General features: G+C 61.9%; 15 protein-coding genes. 13 read left to right on the plus strand and 2 right to left on the minus strand.

The window, feature by feature from the left end:
* Window positions 1–10: 10 nt before the first annotated feature.
* Window positions 11–1,000 (minus strand): alpha/beta hydrolase family protein, encoded by a 990-nt coding sequence (locus tag DXT77_RS11110; protein WP_119427649.1) that lies wholly within the window; start codon window positions 998–1,000, stop codon window positions 11–13.
* Between the two features lie 73 nt (window positions 1,001–1,073).
* Here DXT77_RS11110 and DXT77_RS11115 point away from each other — a divergent pair, with 73 nt between their 5' ends.
* The 10 genes from DXT77_RS11115 (at window position 1,074) to trpE (ending at window position 13,395) form a co-directional block, all read left to right on the plus strand.
* Window positions 1,074–3,473 (plus strand): PAS domain S-box protein, encoded by a 2,400-nt coding sequence (locus DXT77_RS11115; RefSeq protein WP_119427650.1) that lies wholly within the window; start codon window positions 1,074–1,076, stop codon window positions 3,471–3,473.
* Entirely contained in the window at window positions 3,474–4,103 is a 630-nt protein-coding gene (locus tag DXT77_RS11120) for a response regulator transcription factor (RefSeq protein ID WP_119427651.1), read from the plus strand.
* 345 nt (window positions 4,104–4,448) lie between these two features.
* Window positions 4,449–5,573, plus strand: a complete 1,125-nt coding sequence (locus DXT77_RS11125) for an ABC transporter ATP-binding protein (RefSeq protein WP_007959931.1) — start codon at window positions 4,449–4,451, stop codon at window positions 5,571–5,573.
* Between the two features lie 48 nt (window positions 5,574–5,621).
* Window positions 5,622–6,665, plus strand: coding sequence for an ABC transporter substrate-binding protein (locus DXT77_RS11130; RefSeq protein WP_085709228.1), 1,044 nt, complete (start codon window positions 5,622–5,624; stop codon window positions 6,663–6,665).
* A 141-nt stretch (window positions 6,666–6,806) separates the two neighbouring features.
* Complete coding sequence (locus tag DXT77_RS11140) at window positions 6,807–8,054, plus strand: ABC transporter permease (protein WP_085709229.1); 1,248 nt, start codon at window positions 6,807–6,809, stop codon at window positions 8,052–8,054.
* Window positions 8,055–8,066: 12 nt separating this feature from the next.
* Window positions 8,067–8,891, plus strand: a complete 825-nt coding sequence (locus DXT77_RS11145; protein ID WP_085709230.1) for an ABC transporter permease — start codon at window positions 8,067–8,069, stop codon at window positions 8,889–8,891.
* Window positions 8,892–9,092: 201 nt separating this feature from the next.
* Window positions 9,093–10,241 carry an iron-containing alcohol dehydrogenase gene (locus tag DXT77_RS11150; protein WP_119427652.1) on the plus strand — a complete coding sequence of 383 codons (1,149 nt, stop codon included), beginning with the start codon at window positions 9,093–9,095 and terminating at the stop codon, window positions 10,239–10,241.
* A gap of 114 nt (window positions 10,242–10,355) precedes the next feature.
* The gene (gene rpe / locus DXT77_RS11155; protein ID WP_003228808.1) at window positions 10,356–11,030 is read left to right on the plus strand and encodes a ribulose-phosphate 3-epimerase; all 675 of its coding nucleotides are present in this window, start codon (window positions 10,356–10,358) and stop codon (window positions 11,028–11,030) included.
* Window positions 11,027–11,845 (plus strand): phosphoglycolate phosphatase, encoded by an 819-nt coding sequence (locus DXT77_RS11160; protein ID WP_119427653.1) that lies wholly within the window; start codon window positions 11,027–11,029, stop codon window positions 11,843–11,845. The genes rpe and DXT77_RS11160 overlap by 4 nt, the downstream gene beginning before the upstream one ends.
* 71 nt (window positions 11,846–11,916) lie before the next feature.
* Window positions 11,917–13,395 (plus strand): anthranilate synthase component I, encoded by a 1,479-nt coding sequence (gene trpE, locus DXT77_RS11165; protein ID WP_119427654.1) that lies wholly within the window; start codon window positions 11,917–11,919, stop codon window positions 13,393–13,395.
* A 68-nt stretch (window positions 13,396–13,463) separates the two neighbouring features.
* Here the strand turns inward: trpE and estP are convergent, their stop codons facing one another.
* On the minus strand, window positions 13,464–15,374 hold the full coding sequence (gene estP, locus DXT77_RS11170) for an esterase EstP (protein ID WP_119427655.1): 1,911 nt from the start codon (window positions 15,372–15,374) through the stop codon (window positions 13,464–13,466).
* Window positions 15,375–15,777: 403 nt separating this feature from the next.
* Between estP and DXT77_RS11175 the strand changes: the two genes are divergently transcribed.
* Genes DXT77_RS11175 through trpC form a run of 3 tightly spaced genes read left to right on the plus strand, consistent with a single transcriptional unit; the run spans window position 15,778 to window position 18,263 of the window.
* Window positions 15,778–16,371, plus strand: coding sequence for an aminodeoxychorismate/anthranilate synthase component II (locus DXT77_RS11175; RefSeq protein WP_007956309.1), 594 nt, complete (start codon window positions 15,778–15,780; stop codon window positions 16,369–16,371).
* 9 nt (window positions 16,372–16,380) lie between these two features.
* Window positions 16,381–17,430, plus strand: a complete 1,050-nt coding sequence (gene trpD, locus DXT77_RS11180; RefSeq protein WP_085709235.1) for an anthranilate phosphoribosyltransferase — start codon at window positions 16,381–16,383, stop codon at window positions 17,428–17,430.
* The gene (trpC, locus tag DXT77_RS11185) at window positions 17,427–18,263 is read left to right on the plus strand and encodes an indole-3-glycerol phosphate synthase TrpC (protein WP_119427656.1); all 837 of its coding nucleotides are present in this window, start codon (window positions 17,427–17,429) and stop codon (window positions 18,261–18,263) included. Before trpD ends, trpC begins: the two co-directional genes overlap by 4 nt.
* Window positions 18,264–18,387: the final 124 nt, after the last annotated feature.

Here is an 18,387-nt window from a genome sequence, read left to right on the forward strand (position 1 = left end):
GTGTGGTCGGTCAGTCCGGGTTTTGCGGATTCAACCAACCGCGCACCCGGCGGAACAGTTGCTCCTGCTCGGCCTTGTTGTCGGGCAGCGCCTTGAGCGCGACCTGGCTGAACGATGACGTCTTCAAGCGCTTGCTGGCCTGCAAACGCTCCAGTGCGGCGTTGCGATCCAAAGGCTTGTCCATATAGAAGATATCGGCCGTCGGCAGCTTCAGCAGTGGCGTCAGTTCTGCAAGTTCAGGCTTGGCTTTGGGCGGCACTTGCGCGGCGACCATCAGCAGTTTCTCCACTTGCGCGGTCTGCTTTTCGTTGAGGAAACGTGCGGCCCAATAGGCGCCTGTGCCGTGACCCAGCACCACGATGCTGTGCGCGCCTTGCTGTTCGGCGTAGGCAATTGCCGCATCGATGCGGGCGAAGATTCGCTCGGCGTCGGCCTTGGCCTGTTCTTCGGTGGTTTCGGCAACGACCTTGTCAGCCACGTCCGCTTCACCGCCGGCGGCTTGCTCGATCGGTTGGGCGGTGGTCGAATCCTTGCTGCCTGCATCGGCGGTTTTCGGCGCTGCGGGTGCTTCGACCACGCGTGGTGCGATGGCATCGCTTTGCAGGTCGGGCAGGGTGATACTCAGGCTGTTCCACTCGACGTCCGGCAATTTACGCCGCAGCGGGCCGATCGCCTGGGGCCAGTCAGCGGTTTCGCCGGCACCGGGGATGAGGATCACCACGCCTTTGGGGTCGGCGGTGTTGGCCGGTTTCCACAGAGCGAGGAAGGTGTCGCTGCCGGCCTGCAACTGTTGTTGTTCCTGGGCCGGGACTTTGCGTTCGAGTGCCGAGGCTTCTTCCTGACTACGCTCAAGCAGTGGCTGGCGTTCGACCGGTTTTTCTTCGGCGGTTTTTTCCGCGGCAGGGGCGGGTGCCGGATCGGCGGCTTCGACGGAAAAGGCACAAGGCAGGATCAGCGACAGGCACAATGCTGGCATTGCCAGGCGAGAGACAGGGGGCATCGGTTATTCCAGGCCAGAAAGTATCCCGGCAGCCTAATGGGTTGGTCAGAATTTGTCAGTGTATGGGATGTCAATGATGCGTTTTTGCTGCCTGTGGGTTATCGGCTGTCTGGCGTTTCCCTTGATGGGCTGGGCCGCGCCTGCCCCGCCGAGTCATGCTGCGCAGCTGTCGGCGAGCCAGCATCAGTGGCTGGCCGGGCACAATGAATTGCGTGTCGGCCTGATTCTGCAGGCGCCGTACGCGCAATACGACCGGCGTCTGCAGCGGCTGTCCGGGGCCAATGTCGAGTTGATGAAGTGGATGGCCAAGGCCCTCGACATCGAACTCAGCTGGCGCAACTTCCCCGATCTGGAACAACTGGAAGCCGCCGCACGGGAAGGCGAGATCGATATCGCCCCGGGCCTGACCCAGACACCCGGCTCACTGCGCCTCTGGCAATTCTCCGATCCCTATATGCGCGTGCCGCAACTGGTGGTCAGCGATCAGAAAGCCAGCAGTTCAGTTGAGCTGGAGAAACTCGACAGCCAGGCCCGGGTGGCCGTGCGCATGCCCAGCGTCACCGCCGATTACCTGCGCGGCAACTATCCCCATCTGAATCTGCAAGGCGTGCCGCTGGAGCGTCAGGCATTGCAGTTGCTGTTGAGTCAGCAGGCGTCTTACGCGGTGGTGGACGAAGCGCAATTGGGGCGGCTGTCGACAGAGCCGGAGTTCGCCGGGCTGGTGGTGGTCGGCGACATCGGTCTGCCGCAACTGTTGCGAGTCGCCACCCGTCGCGACTGGCCGGAACTGGCCGGGATCGTCGAAAGCGCCTTGCGGGCAATCCCGGCGAAAGATCTGGAGCGCCTGCACACGCAATGGCTGCAACCCAAATACCCGAGGCTCTCGGAATCGCCGGGGTTCTGGCAGAACCTGAGCCTGTTGTTCGCCGTGTTGCTGCTCAGTTGTGCGGCGATTGTTTTTTGGCAGCGGCGTCAGCAACGCAGTCTCGAACAACGCCTGCTCGCCGCCCGGGAAGACATCGCCCTGCGCGCGGCCAGCGAAGAAGCCCTGCGCCTGACCCAGTTTTCCATCGACCAGAGCACCGTTGGCATCCTCTGGGTCAATTGGGACAGTCATGTGCGTTACGCCAACCGCGCGGCGGAACACATGCTCGGTTATCCACAGGGCGCACTGATCGAGCGACCGCTGATCGACTTCGAACCCGGCCTGCACATGGACCGCTGGCTCAATTTGTGGAAGCGCGCCCGGGCCAGCGAAGAAGGGCCCCTCAGTTTCGAGACGAGCTGCGTGCGGGCCGATGGCAGTGTGTTGCCGGCGGATGTGTCGCTGAGTTTTTTGCGCTTTCGCGACAGCGAGTATCTGGTGGTCTACCTCACCGACGTGACCGAACGCCGACGCGCCCTGGCGGCGTTGCAGGAAAGCGAGGCGCGCCTGCAAGGCATCGCGGCCAACGTGCCGGGGCTGGTGTTCCGCCTGGAGCGGGCGCCGGTGACCGGGCAGATCGACTTTGCCTACATCAGCGAGGGCAGCGAAAGTCTGGTGGGCTACGCACCGGCTGCCATCGCCCATCGCGACATGGGTTTGCGCAGCCTGGTGCATCCGGACGACAAGGCCGGTTATCACCAGACTCAGGACCATGCGCTGGACACCGACAGCGACTGGTCGTGGCAGGGGCGGATCCTGACGCGCCAGGGCGAACAGCGCTGGGCCGAGATCAAGGCCATCACCCGGCAACTGGAGGACGGCGCCTACGTCTGGGACGGCATCGTCTGGGACATCACCGAAAGCAAACGCATCGAACTGGAACTGGCGGCATCGCGGGAACAACTGCGCGAGCTGTCGGCGCACCTCGAAAGCGTACGGGAGGAGGAAAAGGCGCGCATTGCCCGTGAAGTTCACGATGAACTGGGGCAGATGTTGACGGTGCTGAAACTGGAGACATCGATGTGCGAACTGGCCTACGCGCAACTCGACCCGGGTCTGAACGAACGCCTGAACAGCATGAAACGCTTGATCGCCCAGTTGTTCCAGTTGGTGCGCGACGTAGCGACGGCATTGCGCCCGCCGATTCTCGATGCCGGGATTGCCTCGGCGATCGAATGGCAGGCCCGGCGTTTCGAGGCGCGCACGCAGATTCCGTGTCTGGTGCAGGTGCCGGACAATCTGCCGCCGCTGAGCGACGCCAAGGCCATCGGCCTGTTCCGCATCCTCCAGGAGGCGCTGACCAACGTCATGCGCCACGCCCAGGCGCATACTGTGGAACTGACGCTGGCGCAGGAAGGCACCGATTTGTGTCTGACAGTCAGTGATGATGGCGTAGGATTTGTCGCCGCTGCGGGCAGGCCGACATCCTTTGGACTGGTGGGCATGCGCGAGCGGGTGTTGATCATGGGTGGGCGGTTGTCACTCGACAGCGCGCCGGGCGAGGGCACCACACTGAGCGTGCGGGTGCCACTGGATGAGGAGAAGTAAGTGATCCGTGTACTGGTAGCCGAAGACCACACCATCGTTCGCGAAGGCATCAAGCAATTGATCGGCCTGGCCAAGGATCTGCAAGTGGTGGGGGAGGCGGGCAATGGCGAGCAGTTGCTCGAAACCCTGCGCAATGTGCCGTGCGAGGTGGTGCTGCTGGATATTTCCATGCCCGGGGTCAACGGGCTGGAAGCGATTCCACGCATCCGCGCACTGAACAATGCGCCGGCGATTCTGGTGCTGTCGATGCACGACGAAGCGCAGATGGCTGCCCGGGCGCTGAAGGTCGGCGCTGCCGGGTATGCGACCAAGGACAGCGATCCGGCGCTGCTGCTGACAGCAATCCGCAAGGTCGCGGCGGGTGGACGCTACATCGATCCGGAACTGGCCGACCGGATGGTCTTCGAAGTCGGCCTGACCGATACGCGGCCACTGCATTCGTTGTTGTCCGAACGCGAGTTCTCGGTCTTCGAGCGCCTGGCCCAGGGCGCCAACGTCAACGACATCGCCCAGCAACTGGCCCTGAGCAGCAAGACCATCAGCACCCACAAGGCGCGGCTGATGCAGAAACTCAACATCACCTCACTTGCCGAACTGGTGAAGTACGCGATGGAACACAAGCTCCTCTAGTTCACCGTAAACCGAATGTGGGAGCGAGCCTGCTCGCGATAGCGGTCGAACCGTCACCGCATCACCGACTGACAGAATGCAATCGCCAGCAGGCTGGCTCCCACATGGACTTCACTCCCTTGCAGACTGCACATATCCAATAGCGACAGGCGCTTTTGCCGGTTCTGAAGGCTTGAGCCCCGACTCATGCGTCGGGTTTGCCAAAACGCGCCATCCTTGTAGGGCAATCCCTACCCCCGGCCTTCCATCCGGCTGAGGCGATTCTCTCCTGCGCCCCGATTTGCGTGACTGCAGGCAGCCACTAGGCTTAATCCCACAGCAGTCATCAATAACAAAGGTGTGGGTATGAGCCAGGTCGAATCAAACGCAGGGGCCAGCGATGTGCTGGTCAGCTTTCGTGGAGTGCAGAAGAGCTACGACGGCGAGAACCTGATCGTCAAAGACCTCAACCTGGACATCCGCAAGGGCGAGTTCCTGACCTTGCTCGGGCCGTCCGGCTCCGGCAAGACCACCAGCCTGATGATGCTCGCCGGTTTCGAAACGCCGACTGCCGGGGAAATCCTCCTGGCCGGGCGCGCGATCAACAACGTGCCGCCGCACAAGCGCGACATCGGCATGGTGTTCCAGAACTACGCGCTGTTCCCGCACATGACCGTCGCCGAGAACCTGGCGTTCCCGCTGACCGTGCGCGGCCTGAACAAGAGCGACGTCAGCGACAAGGTCAAGAAAGTCCTGAGCATGGTCCAGCTCGATGCCTTCGCTTCGCGCTATCCGGCGCAACTGTCCGGCGGCCAGCAACAGCGTGTGGCACTGGCCCGCGCGCTGGTGTTCGAGCCGCAACTGGTGCTGATGGACGAACCGCTCGGTGCTCTCGATAAACAGCTGCGCGAACACATGCAGATGGAGATCAAACACCTGCACCAGCGCCTCGGCGTGACCGTGGTCTACGTGACCCACGACCAGGGCGAAGCCCTGACCATGTCCGACCGTGTTGCCGTGTTCCATCAGGGCGAGATCCAGCAGATCGCTCCGCCGCGCACCCTCTACGAAGAACCGAAAAACACCTTCGTCGCCAACTTCATCGGCGAAAACAACCGCCTCAACGGTCGACTGCTCAGCCAGAACGGCGAGCGCTGCGTGGTCGAGCTGGGTCGTGGGGAAAAGGTCGAGGCGCTGGCGGTCAACATCGGCCAGACCGGTGAACCGGTCACCCTGTCGATCCGCCCTGAGCGCGTCAGTCTCAACGGTTCGAGCGACCAATGCGTCAACCGCTTCTCCGGGCGGGTGGCCGAATTCATCTATCTGGGCGACCACGTCCGGGTGCGCCTGGAAGTTTGCGGCAAGACCGACTTCTTCGTGAAACAACCGATTGCCGAGCTCGATCCAGCGCTCGCGGTCGGCGACGTGGTTCCGCTTGGCTGGCAGGTCGAGCACGTTCGCGCACTCGACCCACTTCTAGAGGCGCATTGATCGCCCCGGCAATACCAACACCAACCCTGCACGTGGAGAGAACAATAAATGTTGAGATCCCTGAAGTTCACAGCCCTGACCCTGGGCCTGATGGGGGCGGCAAGCGCAATGGCCGCCGGCCCGGATCTGACCGTGGTGTCGTTTGGCGGGGCGAACAAGGCGGCGCAAGTCAAAGCCTTCTACGCACCGTGGGAAGCGGCGGGCAACGGCAAGATCGTCGCGGGTGAGTACAACGGTGAGATGGCCAAGGTCAAAGCCATGGTCGATACCAAGAGCGTGTCCTGGGATCTGGTGGAGGTTGAATCGCCGGAACTGTCCCGTGGCTGCGACGAAGACATGTTCGAGCAACTCGATCCTGCGCTGTTCGGCAAGACCGAAGACTACGTCAAAGGCGCGATCCAGCCTTGCGGTGTGGGCTTCTTCGTGTGGTCGACCGTACTGGCCTACAACGCTGACAAGCTGAAAACCGCACCGACCAGCTGGGCGGATTTCTGGGACACCAAGAAATTCCCGGGCAAGCGCGGCCTGCGCAAAGGCGCCAAGTACACCCTCGAATTCGCACTGATGGCCGACGGCGTTGCGCCGAAAGACGTCTACAAGGAACTGGCCAGCAAGAACGGCCAGGACCGCGCGTTCAAGAAACTGGATGAGCTGAAACCGAACATCCAGTGGTGGGAAGCCGGCGCCCAGCCGCCGCAGTACCTCGCTTCCGGTGACGTGGTCATGAGCTCGGCCTACAACGGTCGTATCGCTGCCGTGCAGAAAGAATCCAACCTGAAAGTGGTGTGGAACGGCGGCATCTACGACTTCGACGCCTGGGCCATCCCGAAAGGCCTGGACAAGGCGCGTGCCGAAGCGGCGAAGAAATTCATCGCGTTCTCGGTGCAGCCGCAGCAGCAGAAGACCTACTCGGAAAACATCGCTTACGGTCCGGCCAACTCCCAGGCCGTGCCTTTGCTGGACAAGGCGATCCTGAAAGACATGCCGACCACCCCGGAAAACATCGCCAACCAGGTGCAGATCGACGTCAGCTTCTGGGCTGACAACGGTGAGCAACTGGAGCAGCGTTTCAACGCCTGGGCTGCGAAGTAAGTAGAGGGCTCGCCCTCCTGTGGGAGCGAGCCTGCTCGCGATTGCGGTGTGTCAGTCGGCATCAATGTTGAGTCCGAAAACGCTATCGCGAGCAGGCTCGCTCCCACATTTTCGATTGATCAAAGATTTGCGGAGTACGTCATGGCTATCGCCGTTCCCCTGAACGAGGGCAACAGCCCCACCTTGAAGCAGCGGCTCAAGCACGCCGAGCGGGTCAACCGCTGGAAGGCCCAGGCGCTGATCGCGCCACTGGTGCTGTTTCTGTTGCTGGTGTTCCTGGTGCCGATCGTGGCGCTGCTCTACAAAAGCGTCGGCAACCCGGAAGTGGTGGGCGGCATGCCACGCACCGTGGCGGCCATTGCCAGTTGGGACGGTCGCGGACTGCCCGCTGAACCGGTCTACAAGGCCGCCGGCGAAGACCTCGCCGAAGCCCGCAAAAACCAGACCTTGGGCGATCTGTCCAAGCGCTTGAACATGGAGTTGGCCGGCTATCGCAGCCTGCTGACCAAAACCGCCCGCTCGCTGCCCTTCGCCAGCGAACCGGCCTCTTATAAAGAAGCGCTGGAAGGCCTCGACGAACGTTGGGGCGATCCGGCCTACTGGCAGGCTGTGAAGCGCAACACCAGCAGCATCACCCCGTTCTATCTGCTGGCGGCGGTGGATCATCGCATCGACGACCTAGGCGAACTGGCCCCGGCCACCCCGGATCAAGCGATCTACCTCGACATCTTCGCCCGGACCTTCTGGATGGGCCTGATCATCACCGTGATCTGCCTGGTGCTGGCCTATCCGCTGGCGTACCTGCTGGCCAATCTGCCGTCGCGTCAAAGCAACCTGCTGATGATTCTGGTGCTGCTGCCGTTCTGGACCTCGATTCTGGTGCGGGTCGCGGCGTGGATCGTGTTGCTGCAATCCGGCGGATTGATCAACAGCGCATTGATGGCGATGGGCATCATCGATAAACCGCTGGAACTGGTGTTCAACCGCACCGGCGTCTACATCTCGATGGTGCACATCCTGCTGCCGTTCATGATCCTGCCGATCTACAGCGTGATGAAAGGCATCTCGCCGACTTACATGCGCGCCGCGATTTCCCTGGGTTGCCATCCGTTCGCCAGTTTCTGGCGGGTGTACTTCCCGCAGACCTATGCCGGTGTCGGCGCCGGTTGCCTGTTGGTGTTCATCCTTGCCATCGGCTACTACATCACCCCGGCACTGCTGGGCAGCCCGAACGATCAGATGGTCAGTTACTTCGTCGCGTTCTATACCAACACCAGCATCAACTGGGGCATGGCCACCGCGCTCGGCGGGCTGTTGCTGCTGGCGACCGTGGTGCTTTATCTGATCTACAGCTGGCTGGTGGGCGCCAGTCGCCTGCGCCTGAGCTAAGGGGAGTTTGAAATGCTGAGTCCTTATATGTCGCCCGTCGAGCGGGTGTGGTTCTACAGCTTGCGGATCCTCTGCGGCTTGATCCTGTTGTTCCTGATCCTGCCGGTGCTGGTAATCGTGCCGCTGTCGTTCAACTCGGGCAGCTTCCTGGTGTACCCGCTGCAAGGTTTCTCGCTGCACTGGTATCAGGACTTCTTCGCCTCGGCGGAATGGATGCGTTCGCTGAAGAACAGCATCATCGTCGCCCCGGCGGCGACTGTGCTGGCGATGGTGTTCGGCACGCTGGCGGCCATCGGCCTGACCCGTGGCGATTTTCCAGGCAAGGCGCTGGTGATGGCGCTGGTGATCTCACCGATGGTGGTGCCGGTGGTGATCATTGGTGTGGCCAGTTATCTGTTCTTCGCGCCGCTGGGCCTGGGCAACAGTTTCTTCTCGCTGATCGTGGTGCACGCGGTGTTGGGTGTGCCGTTCGTGATCATCACGGTGTCGGCGACCTTGCAGGGCTTCAACCACAATCTGGTGCGGGCGGCGGCCAGCCTTGGAGCCTCGCCGCTGGTGACATTCCGCCGGGTAACCTTGCCGCTGATTGCGCCGGGGGTGATTTCCGGGGCGCTGTTTGCCTTTGCGACATCGTTCGATGAAGTGGTGGTGACGTTGTTCCTCGCAGGTCCCGAGCAGGCGACGTTGCCTCGGCAGATGTTCAGCGGGATTCGCGAGAACCTGAGCCCGACGATTGCGGCGGCTGCGACCCTGCTGATTGCCTTCTCGGTGATCCTGCTGCTGACGCTGGAATGGCTACGCGGCCGCAGCGAAAAACTGCGTACTGCTCAAGTCTGAACCCCGCCGGATAACCTGTGGGAGCGAGCCTGCTCGCGATGACGGACTGACATGCACTAATGATGTCGACTGAACCTCCGCTATCGCGAGCAGGCCCGCTCCCACATGGGTTGTCTGTCATTCATGCGCTGAATGACAGACAACCCGAATTCCCCAGCTACGCTTGTGCTCAGCTCCCACATCTATAAGAGGCTGCGCACGATGAGTCTTTCCTCGTTCAAGATCGCTCACAAACTGATCACCGGCGCCGGGGCCATCGAGCAACTGGCGGTCGAACTCACGCGGCTGGATATCGACAACCCGCTGATCGTCACCGATGCCGCGCTGGTCAAGTCCGGCACGGTGGAGCTGGCGCTGGCGCAAATCGGTGAGCGCGAGTACGAAATCTTCGACCGAGTGCTGCCGGATCCGGAAATCGCCATCGTCGAAGACTGCATGCGCGTCTACCGAGAGGGCGGGCATGACGGGCTGATCGGCCTCGGTGGCGGCAGTGCCATCGACATCGCCAAGAGCGTTGCCGCGTATGCCGGTTATCACGGTGCGCTGGAAGATCTGTTCGGCGTCGACCAGGTGCCGCGCAAAGGCCCACCGCTGATCGCCATCCCGACCACGGCCGGCACCGGTTCTGAGGTGACCAACGTGGCGATTCTTTCGGACAAGGTCGCCCAGTTGAAGAAGGGGATCGTCAGCGATTATCTGTTGCCGGACGTGGCGCTGGTCAGTCCGCAGATGACCCTGACCTGTCCGCGCAGCGTGACCGCCGCCAGTGGTGTCGATGCGCTGGTGCATGCCATCGAGTCCTACCTGTCGTTGAATGCCTCGCCGATCACCGATTCGCTGGCCGTCGGTGCGATCAAGCTGATTGCCCGGTCATTGCCCAAGGCCTACGCCAATCCGTCCAACCTGCAGGCCCGGGAAGACATGGCCACCGCCAGCCTGATGGCCGGCATGGCGTTCGGCAATGCCGGGGTCGGTGCGGTGCATGCGCTGGCGTATCCGCTGGGCGGGCGTTTCAACATTGCCCACGGCGTCAGCAATGCGCTGTTGCTGCCGTATGTCATGACCTGGAACAAGATGGCCTGCGTCGAACGGATGCAGGATATTGCCGAAGCCATGGGGGTGAAGACCGCTCATCTGAGTCTCAATGAAGCGGCCGACAGCGCCGTCACGGCAATGACCGAACTGTGCGCTGCGGTAGAAATCCCGCCGGGGCTGCGCAGTTTCGGCGTGCCCGAAGACGCGATCCCGGCCATGGCCGTAGAGGCCGCGGGGATCGAGCGCCTGATGCGCAACAACCCGCGCAAGCTCAGCGCTGGCGACATCGAGAAGATCTACCGGGCGGCGTACTGAGAACCCGCCGGTCATCCGTCATGGCACAACCCAATCATCGCGGTCACGGTGCGCGCGCGGAAACTTGAGGTATACAATGCGCGCCATCGTGATTTAGCTCAGAAAAGGTGCGTCATGCAGCCCTTCGTTATTGCTCCGTCGATTCTCTCCGCCGACTTCGCCCGCCTGGGCGAGGAAGTGGACAACGTTCTGGCCGCCGGTGCCGACTTCGTCCACTTCGATGTCATGGACAACCACTACGTGCCGAACCTGACCATCGGCCCGATGGTCTGCGCAGCGCTGCGCAAGTACGGCATCACCGCGCCGATCGACGCGCACCTGATGGTCAGCCCGGTGGATCGCATCGTCGGCGACTTCATCGAGGCCGGCGCGACCTACATCACCTTCCACCCGGAAGCCACGCTGCACGTCGATCGCTCGCTGCAACTGATCCGTGAAGGCGGCTGCAAATCCGGCCTGGTGTTCAACCCGGCGACCCCGCTCGACGTTCTCAAGTACGTGATCGACAAGGTCGACATGGTCTTGCTGATGAGCGTCAACCCGGGCTTCGGCGGGCAGAAATTCATCCCCGGCACTCTCGACAAGCTGCGCGAAGCCCGCGCGATCATCGATGCCTCGGGGCGTGACATCCGCCTGGAAATCGACGGCGGCGTCAACGTCAACAATATCCGTGAAATCGCTGCTGCCGGCGCCGACACCTTCGTGGCCGGCTCGGCGATCTTCAATGCGCCGAACTATCAGGAAGTCATCGACAAGATGCGTTCCGAACTGGCGCTGGCCCGCCCATGAGCGGTTTTGAGCAGCTGTTCCCGGGGCAACTGCCGCGGTTGGTGATGTTCGATCTGGATGGCACGTTGATCGACTCGGTACCCGACCTGGCGGCGGCGGTGGATAACATGCTGCTCTCCCTCGGGCGCAAGCCTGCCGGTATCGAGTCGGTGCGCGAGTGGGTCGGCAACGGCGCACCGGTGCTGGTGCGCCGCGCCTTGGCCGGCGACATCGACCATTCCGCCGTGGATGACGTTGAAGCCGAGCACGCGCTGGAGGTGTTCATGGAAGCCTACGGCGCCAGCCATGAGCTGACCGTGGTCTATCCCGGCGTGCGCGACACCCTGAAATGGCTGCACAAGCAGGGCGTGGCCATGGCGCTGATCACCAACAAGCCGGAGCGCTTCGTCGCGCCGTTGCTGGATCAGATGAAGATCGGTCGCTACTTCAAGTGGATCATCGGCGGCGATACCCTGCCGCAGAAGAAGCCCGATCCGGCGGCGCTGTTCTTCGTCATGAAGATGTCCGGCATTCCGGCCTCGCAATCGCTGTTCGTCGGCGACTCGCGCAGCGACGTGCTGGCGGCGAAAGCGGCGGGGGTCAAATGTGTCGCGCTGAGTTATGGCTACAACCATGGCCGGCCGATTGCCGAGGAATCCCCGGCACTGGTGATCGACGATCTGCGCAAGCTAATTCCCGGTTGCCTGGATACGGCCGCTGAGATAACGTTGCCCGACGCATCTCAATCGCCTTCTGGAAACGCCATCGTGGTGGTCACCCGCAAACTCTGGATGAAAGTCATCAAGGCCCTGGCCCGCTGGCGTTGGCGCGCCTGACTTGTTCCTGGCCGGCCTGCCGGCGCGTTTGCACACCTGACTGATTTGCACCTCACACCACGAGGCACCCTATGATCCGCGAAGAATTCCTGCGTCTGGCCGCTGACGGCTACAACCGCATCCCGCTGGCCTGCGAAACCCTGGCCGACTTCGACACTCCACTGTCGATCTACCTGAAACTGGCCGACCAGCCCAACTCCTACCTGCTCGAATCGGTGCAGGGCGGCGAGAAATGGGGCCGTTACTCGATCATCGGCCTGCCATGCCGCACCGTGCTGCGGGTTCATGACCATCACGTCAGCATCACCGTCGATGGCGTCGAGACCGAAAGCCACGACGTCGAAGACCCGCTGGCCTTCGTCGAAACCTTCAAGGCTCGCTACAACGTGCCGACCATCGCCGGTCTGCCGCGCTTCAACGGCGGCCTGGTGGGTTACTTCGGCTACGACTGCGTGCGTTATGTAGAGAAGCGCCTCGGCAAGTGCCCGAACCCGGATCCGCTGGGCGTGCCGGACATTTTGCTGATGGTCTCCGATGCGGTGGTGGTGTTCGACAACCTCGCCGGCAAGATGCACGCGATCGTGCTGGCCGACCCGGCGCAGGCCGATGCCTACGAGCAGGGTCAGGCCCAGTTGCAGGAACTGCTGGAAAAACTGCGTCAGCCGATCACCCCGCGCCGTGGCCTGGATTTCAGCAAGCAGCAGGCGGCCGAGCCGGTGTTCCGCTCCAGTTTCACCCAGGATGACTACGAAAAAGCCGTCGACACCATCAAGGAATACATCCTCGCCGGTGACTGCATGCAGGTCGTGCCGTCCCAGCGCATGTCGATCGACTTCAAGGCGGCGCCGATCGACCTGTACCGCGCGCTGCGTTGCTTCAACCCGACGCCGTACATGTACTTCTTCAACTTCGGCGATTTCCACGTCGTCGGCAGCTCGCCGGAAGTGCTGGTGCGGGTCGAAGACAACCTGATCACCGTGCGCCCGATTGCCGGTACCCGTCCTCGCGGGGCTACCGAAGAGGCGGACGTGGCGCTGGAAGAAGACCTGCTGTCCGACGACAAGGAGATCGCCGAGCACCTGATGCTGATCGACCTCGGTCGCAACGACACCGGTCGAGTTTCGGAAATCGGCTCGGTGAAACTCACCGAGAAAATGGTCATCGAGCGTTATTCCAACGTGATGCACATCGTGTCCAACGTCACCGGTCAGCTGAAATCCGGCCTGACCGCCATGGACGCGCTGCGGGCGATCCTGCCGGCGGGCACCCTGTCCGGGGCGCCGAAGATCCGTGCGATGGAAATCATCGACGAACTGGAGCCGGTCAAGCGTGGCGTGTATGGCGGTGCGGTCGGTTACTTCGCCTGGAACGGCAACATGGACACCGCGATTGCGATCCGTACCGCTGTGATCAAGGACGGCGAGCTGCACGTGCAGGCCGGTGGCGGCATCGTTGCCGATTCGGTGCCGGCGCTGGAATGGGAAGAAACCATCAACAAGCGCCGGGCGATGTTCCGGGCTGTTGCACTGGCCGAGCAAACTCCGGACTGAGTGACGGGGTGCAGCCATAAAAAAAACGCGGCGCCTGTGAGGGCGCCGCGTTTTTTATGGCCTTCTGATCAGAAGTCGAGACTTACGCCGACATTGATCCCTTGCTGGGTAAAGTCGTCATCCTTGCGAATGTTGTAACTGGCGCGAAGCGCGACTTCCTTGGTGAGGTTGTGGCTCACGCCCAGGTTCAGGCGGTTGAGGTTGGTCTGCGGTGTGTAGCCTTCCAGGGTGTAGCGGTTGTTCGGCAGGCTGTTGAGGTTCATCGTCAGATCCTGGGCGTCGTCGTTGTATTCGCGCTCGTGGGCGAATTCGCCGAAGACCTGGGTCTGTGCGGTGATCTGGTATTTGCCCTGGATGCCGAGGCCGAGACGGCGGGAGTTGCGCGACTGGTCGTCGAAGGTCAGCGCCGTGGAGTCTGCACCTTTTTCCGAGTAGCCATCCACTTCGACCTTGCCGAAGTCGGCGCTGACGAATGGCGACAGATGCCATGGGCTGCTCGCCTCTGGCGCGATGTCGTAGCCGACACGGCCGCCGATAGCCAGTACATAGCCGTCGGTATCGCCTTTCTCGCCACGTTCGTTGACCCCGAGCTGGAACTTGCGCTTCAGGCTGTCGTAGTCCAGATGTCCGGCGGTAACGGCCAGGTCACCCCACCAGCGGTTTTGCTGGTACTGGGCGAATGCGGTGCCCATGTAGGAATTGAGTTTGTACTCGGAGTCGTTGTCGCCGGCTTCGATTTTCTGGTGATAGAAACCCGCCGCCACACCCACGCGCCAGGCGTCGTCGAGACGGTAGCTGCCACCGATATTCAGGTTGTAACCGTTGCCGTCGGCGCTTGCCCCGGCGTGCTGGTCGTCGAAGTCCTGATGCTGGCCGCCCGCGGAGACAATCGCTCGCCATTGGCCAACGCCTTGCCAGTTTTCCCAGTCGGCCAGCCATTGGTTACGCAGCTCATCCTGATGCGCGCGCAACGTGCCCTGGGCCATTTCCGGCAGCAGGGTCAGCTCCCACGGCGCAGCCAGCAACGAGTAGGCGTAGTCGGCGATCAAGCGCTGCCCGGCTTCGGTCGGGTGCACCGAGTCGTTATAGATCAGCTTGGTCGGATCCGGCGTGGCGCTGTTGATCCCGTACCGAGCGTTTTCGGTGCAGCTGTCGCCGCTGAAGCAGGTGGCGACCAGATTCTGGTCGGTGGCCAGGCCGAACTGTGCAGGGTTGGCAAACGCTTCCTTGAGCAGAACCGGAATGTTCAACGGGATCACGTTGGCGCCGACCGTCTGCAACTGGCTCACCAGCTCGGTGTTGAACTGGGCGCTGAGTTGCGACGTGAAGCCTTGCAACGGTGAGCCGTTGATGGCCGGAGTCAGGCCGATGTCCGGCAGCAGCCAGACCATGATGTAGCGGGCACCCGCGCCTTGCAGGGTGCGCACGCTGTCGACCAGTCGGTCGGCGGCGGCGTTGGCCTGAGGCAGGCTGGTGACGCGGCCCTGAAGGAAGTCGTTGCCGCCTCCGGTCAGGTAATACAGGGCATTCGGGTCGGCGCGGAAGCCGTTCGACGGCAGGTAGCCGGCACGGGTGCGTTCGCCGCTGGCGGACGTAGTGGTGATCGAATCGAGAATCTGGTCGGTGCGATAGCCGCCGACCGCCCAGTTATTGCCATCCGGCAAACCTTGGCCTGCACGTACCGCCGAGTCGGCGGAAGCGGTCTGGTTCGGCGTGAAGCCCAGGCGGCCGCCAATCAGTTGGGTGGCGTTGAGCGAGTAGAACTCTCCGCTGCCGTCCTGATAGTTGGGGCCGGTGCGGTTGGTAAATCGTTTGACCGAGCCGGCAGGACCATCCGGATCAGAAAACGTCCCCGCGTCGCTGAGACTGTCACCAAAAACAACGAAATTCGAATAAGGATTGGGTGCGGCGTTCGCCTGGGCGCAGGCCATCGCGAGCAGGCATCCGGCGAGCGGTACAAACAACGTCTGTTTGATCATGAGCAAGTCCGTTTATTTATTGTTGTATGGAACGAAACGACAGTACCAAAAACTTCCGGCGTTTTGCCATCGGTCGTCAACCCTCCCATAGTTTTCCCCCCGTCAGGCCCGGCCATATTGCACGCTCTGCCCAGCTAAGTTACTGTGCGGGAACGTATGAACGAGACCTTCCCCGTGTTGATCACCAGCAAACTCCTGGATCAAGTCATCAAGGCACACGCCCGCTGGCGTTGGCGCGCCTGAATCTTTTCTGCCGGCCCCGCCGGATCTGTATCGCTCTGCCTTCCTTGCCCGTTTGAAATGCCGCCTTGCCGTCGCCACTTGCGCGTCCGACTTGGTGCAGCGTCCTGGCAAGTCATCCGAAGGCTGTTTCCAAGTCAGAATTCAAGAGGTTCGAAACGCCATGTTGCTGATGATCGACAACTACGACTCCTTTACTTACAACGTTGTGCAATACCTCGGCGAGCTGGGTGCCGAGGTCAAGGTCGTGCGCAACGACGAGCTGACCATCGCCGAAATCGAAGCGCTCAACCCGGAGCGCATCGTGGTGTCCCCCGGTCCGTGCACACCGACCGAAGCCGGCATCTCCATCGAAGCCATCAAACACTTCGCCGGCAAACTGCCGATCCTCGGCGTCTGCCTCGGCCATCAGTCCATCGGCCAGGCCTTTGGCGGTGATGTGGTACGTGCCCGCCAAGTGATGCACGGTAAGACTAGCCCGGTATTCCACGAGGACAAGGGTGTTTTTGCCGGTCTGAATCGTCCGTTGACGGTTACTCGCTATCACTCGCTGATCGTCAAGCACGAGACTTTGCCTGACTGCCTGGAACTGACCGCGTGGACGCAACATGACGACGGCTCGGTCGACGAAATCATGGGCCTGCGTCACAAGACCCTGAACATCGAGGGCGTACAGTTCCACCCGGAATCGATCCTCACCGAGCAGGGCCATGAACTGTTCGCCAACTTCCTCAAACAAACCGGCGGCACGCGCTAAGGACTCTCCATGAATATCAAGACAGCCCTGAGCCGTATCGTCGATCACCTCGACCTCAGCACCGAAGAAATGCGCGACGTGATGCGCGAAATCATGACCGGCCAATGCACCGACGCACAGATCGGCGCGTTCATGATGGCCATGCGCATGAAGAGCGAGAGCATCGACGAAATCGTCGGTGCGGTGTCGGTGATGCGTGAGCTGGCCGATCAGGTCGAACTCAAGACCCTCGACGGCGTGGTCGATGTGGTCGGCACCGGCGGTGACGGCGCGAACATTTTCAACGTTTCCACGGCTTCGGCCTTTGTCGTTGCCGCTGCCGGCTGCACCGTGGCCAAGCACGGCAACCGCGCGGTGTCGGGCAAGAGCGGCAGTGCCGACCTGCTCGAAGCGGCCGGCATCTACCTCAACCTGACCCCGGTTCAGGTGGCGCGCTGCATCGACAACGTCGGCATCGGTTTCATGTTTGCCCAGACTCACCACAAAGCCATGAAGTACGCTGCCGGCCCGCGCCGCGACCTTGGCCTGCGTACCCTGTTCAACATGCTCGGCCCGCTTACGAATCCGGCCGGCGTCAAACATCAGGTAGTTGGTGTATTCACCCAGGCCCTGTGCCGGCCATTGGCCGAAGTCTTGCAGCGTCTGGGCAGCAAACATGTGCTGGTAGTGCATTCGAAGGATGGTCTGGACGAGTTCAGTCTCGCCGCACCGACCTATGTGGCCGAGCTGAAGAACAACGAGATCACCGAGTATTGGGTCGAGCCGGAAGATCTGGGCATGAAGAGCCAGAGCCTGCACGGTCTGTCGGTCGAGGGCCCGGAAGCTTCGCTGGCACTGATCCGCGATGCATTGGGCAAGCGCAAGACGGAGAACGGCCAGAAGGCTGCAGAAATGATCGTGCTCAATGCCGGTGCAGCGCTGTACGCCGCCGATCTGGCAACAAGTCTGAAAGAAGGCGTGGCACTGGCCCACGACGCTCTGCACACCGGCCTTGCTCGGGAGAAACTCGAGGAGTTGGGTGCCTTTACCGCGGTATTCAAAGTGGAGAATGAGGGATGAGTGTACCGACGGTTCTGGAAAACATTCTGGCCCGCAAGGTTCAGGAAGTCGCCGAGCGTAGCGCCCGCGTGAGCCTGAGCGAGCTGGAAAGTCTGGCCAAGGCGGCCGATGCACCCCGCGGTTTTGCCCAGGCATTGCTGGCGCAGGCCAAGAAGAAACAACCGGCCGTGATCGCCGAAATCAAGAAGGCATCGCCGAGCAAAGGCGTGATCCGCGAGAACTTCGTTCCCGCCGACATCGCCAAAAGCTACGAGAAGGGCGGGGCGACCTGCCTGTCGGTACTGACCGATATCGACTACTTCCAGGGCGCCGATGCCTACCTGCAACAGGCCCGCGCCGCGTGCTCGCTGCCGGTGATCCGCAAGGACTTCATGATCGATCCGTACCAGATCGTCGAAGCCCGTGCCCTGGGCGCCGATTGTGTGCTGCTGATCGTCTCCGCGCTGGATGACGTGAAAATGGCTGAACTGGCTTCGGTGGCCAAAGGCGTCGGCCTCGATGTGCTGGTAGAAGTCCACGACGGCGATGAGCTGGAGCGCGCATTGAAGACTCTCGACACGCCGCTGGTCGGGGTCAACAACCGCAACCTGCATACCTTCGACGTCAGCCTGGAAACCACTCTCGACCTGCTGCCGCGCATTCCGCGCGATCGCCTGGTGATCACCGAGAGCGGGATCCTCAATCGTGCCGATGTCGAACTGATGGAAATCAGCGACGTTTACGCGTTCCTGGTCGGTGAAGCGTTCATGCGCGCCGAAAGCCCGGGCATTGAACTGCAACGTCTGTTCTTCCCTGAGCGCGGCGTTCCGGTGAGCGGTTCGACCCTCGACTGAGTTTCGGTAGACCGAGTCGAACCCAATCGCGAGCAGGCTCGCTCCCACATGGATAATGCTGAAACCTGTGGGAGCGAGCCTGCTCGCGATGACGGCCTGAGAAGCTCTACAGATTGAACTGTCT

The sequence above is a fragment of the Pseudomonas sp. 91RF genome (genome assembly GCF_003576265.1).
Taxonomy (GTDB): domain Bacteria; phylum Pseudomonadota; class Gammaproteobacteria; order Pseudomonadales; family Pseudomonadaceae; genus Aquipseudomonas; species Aquipseudomonas kribbensis.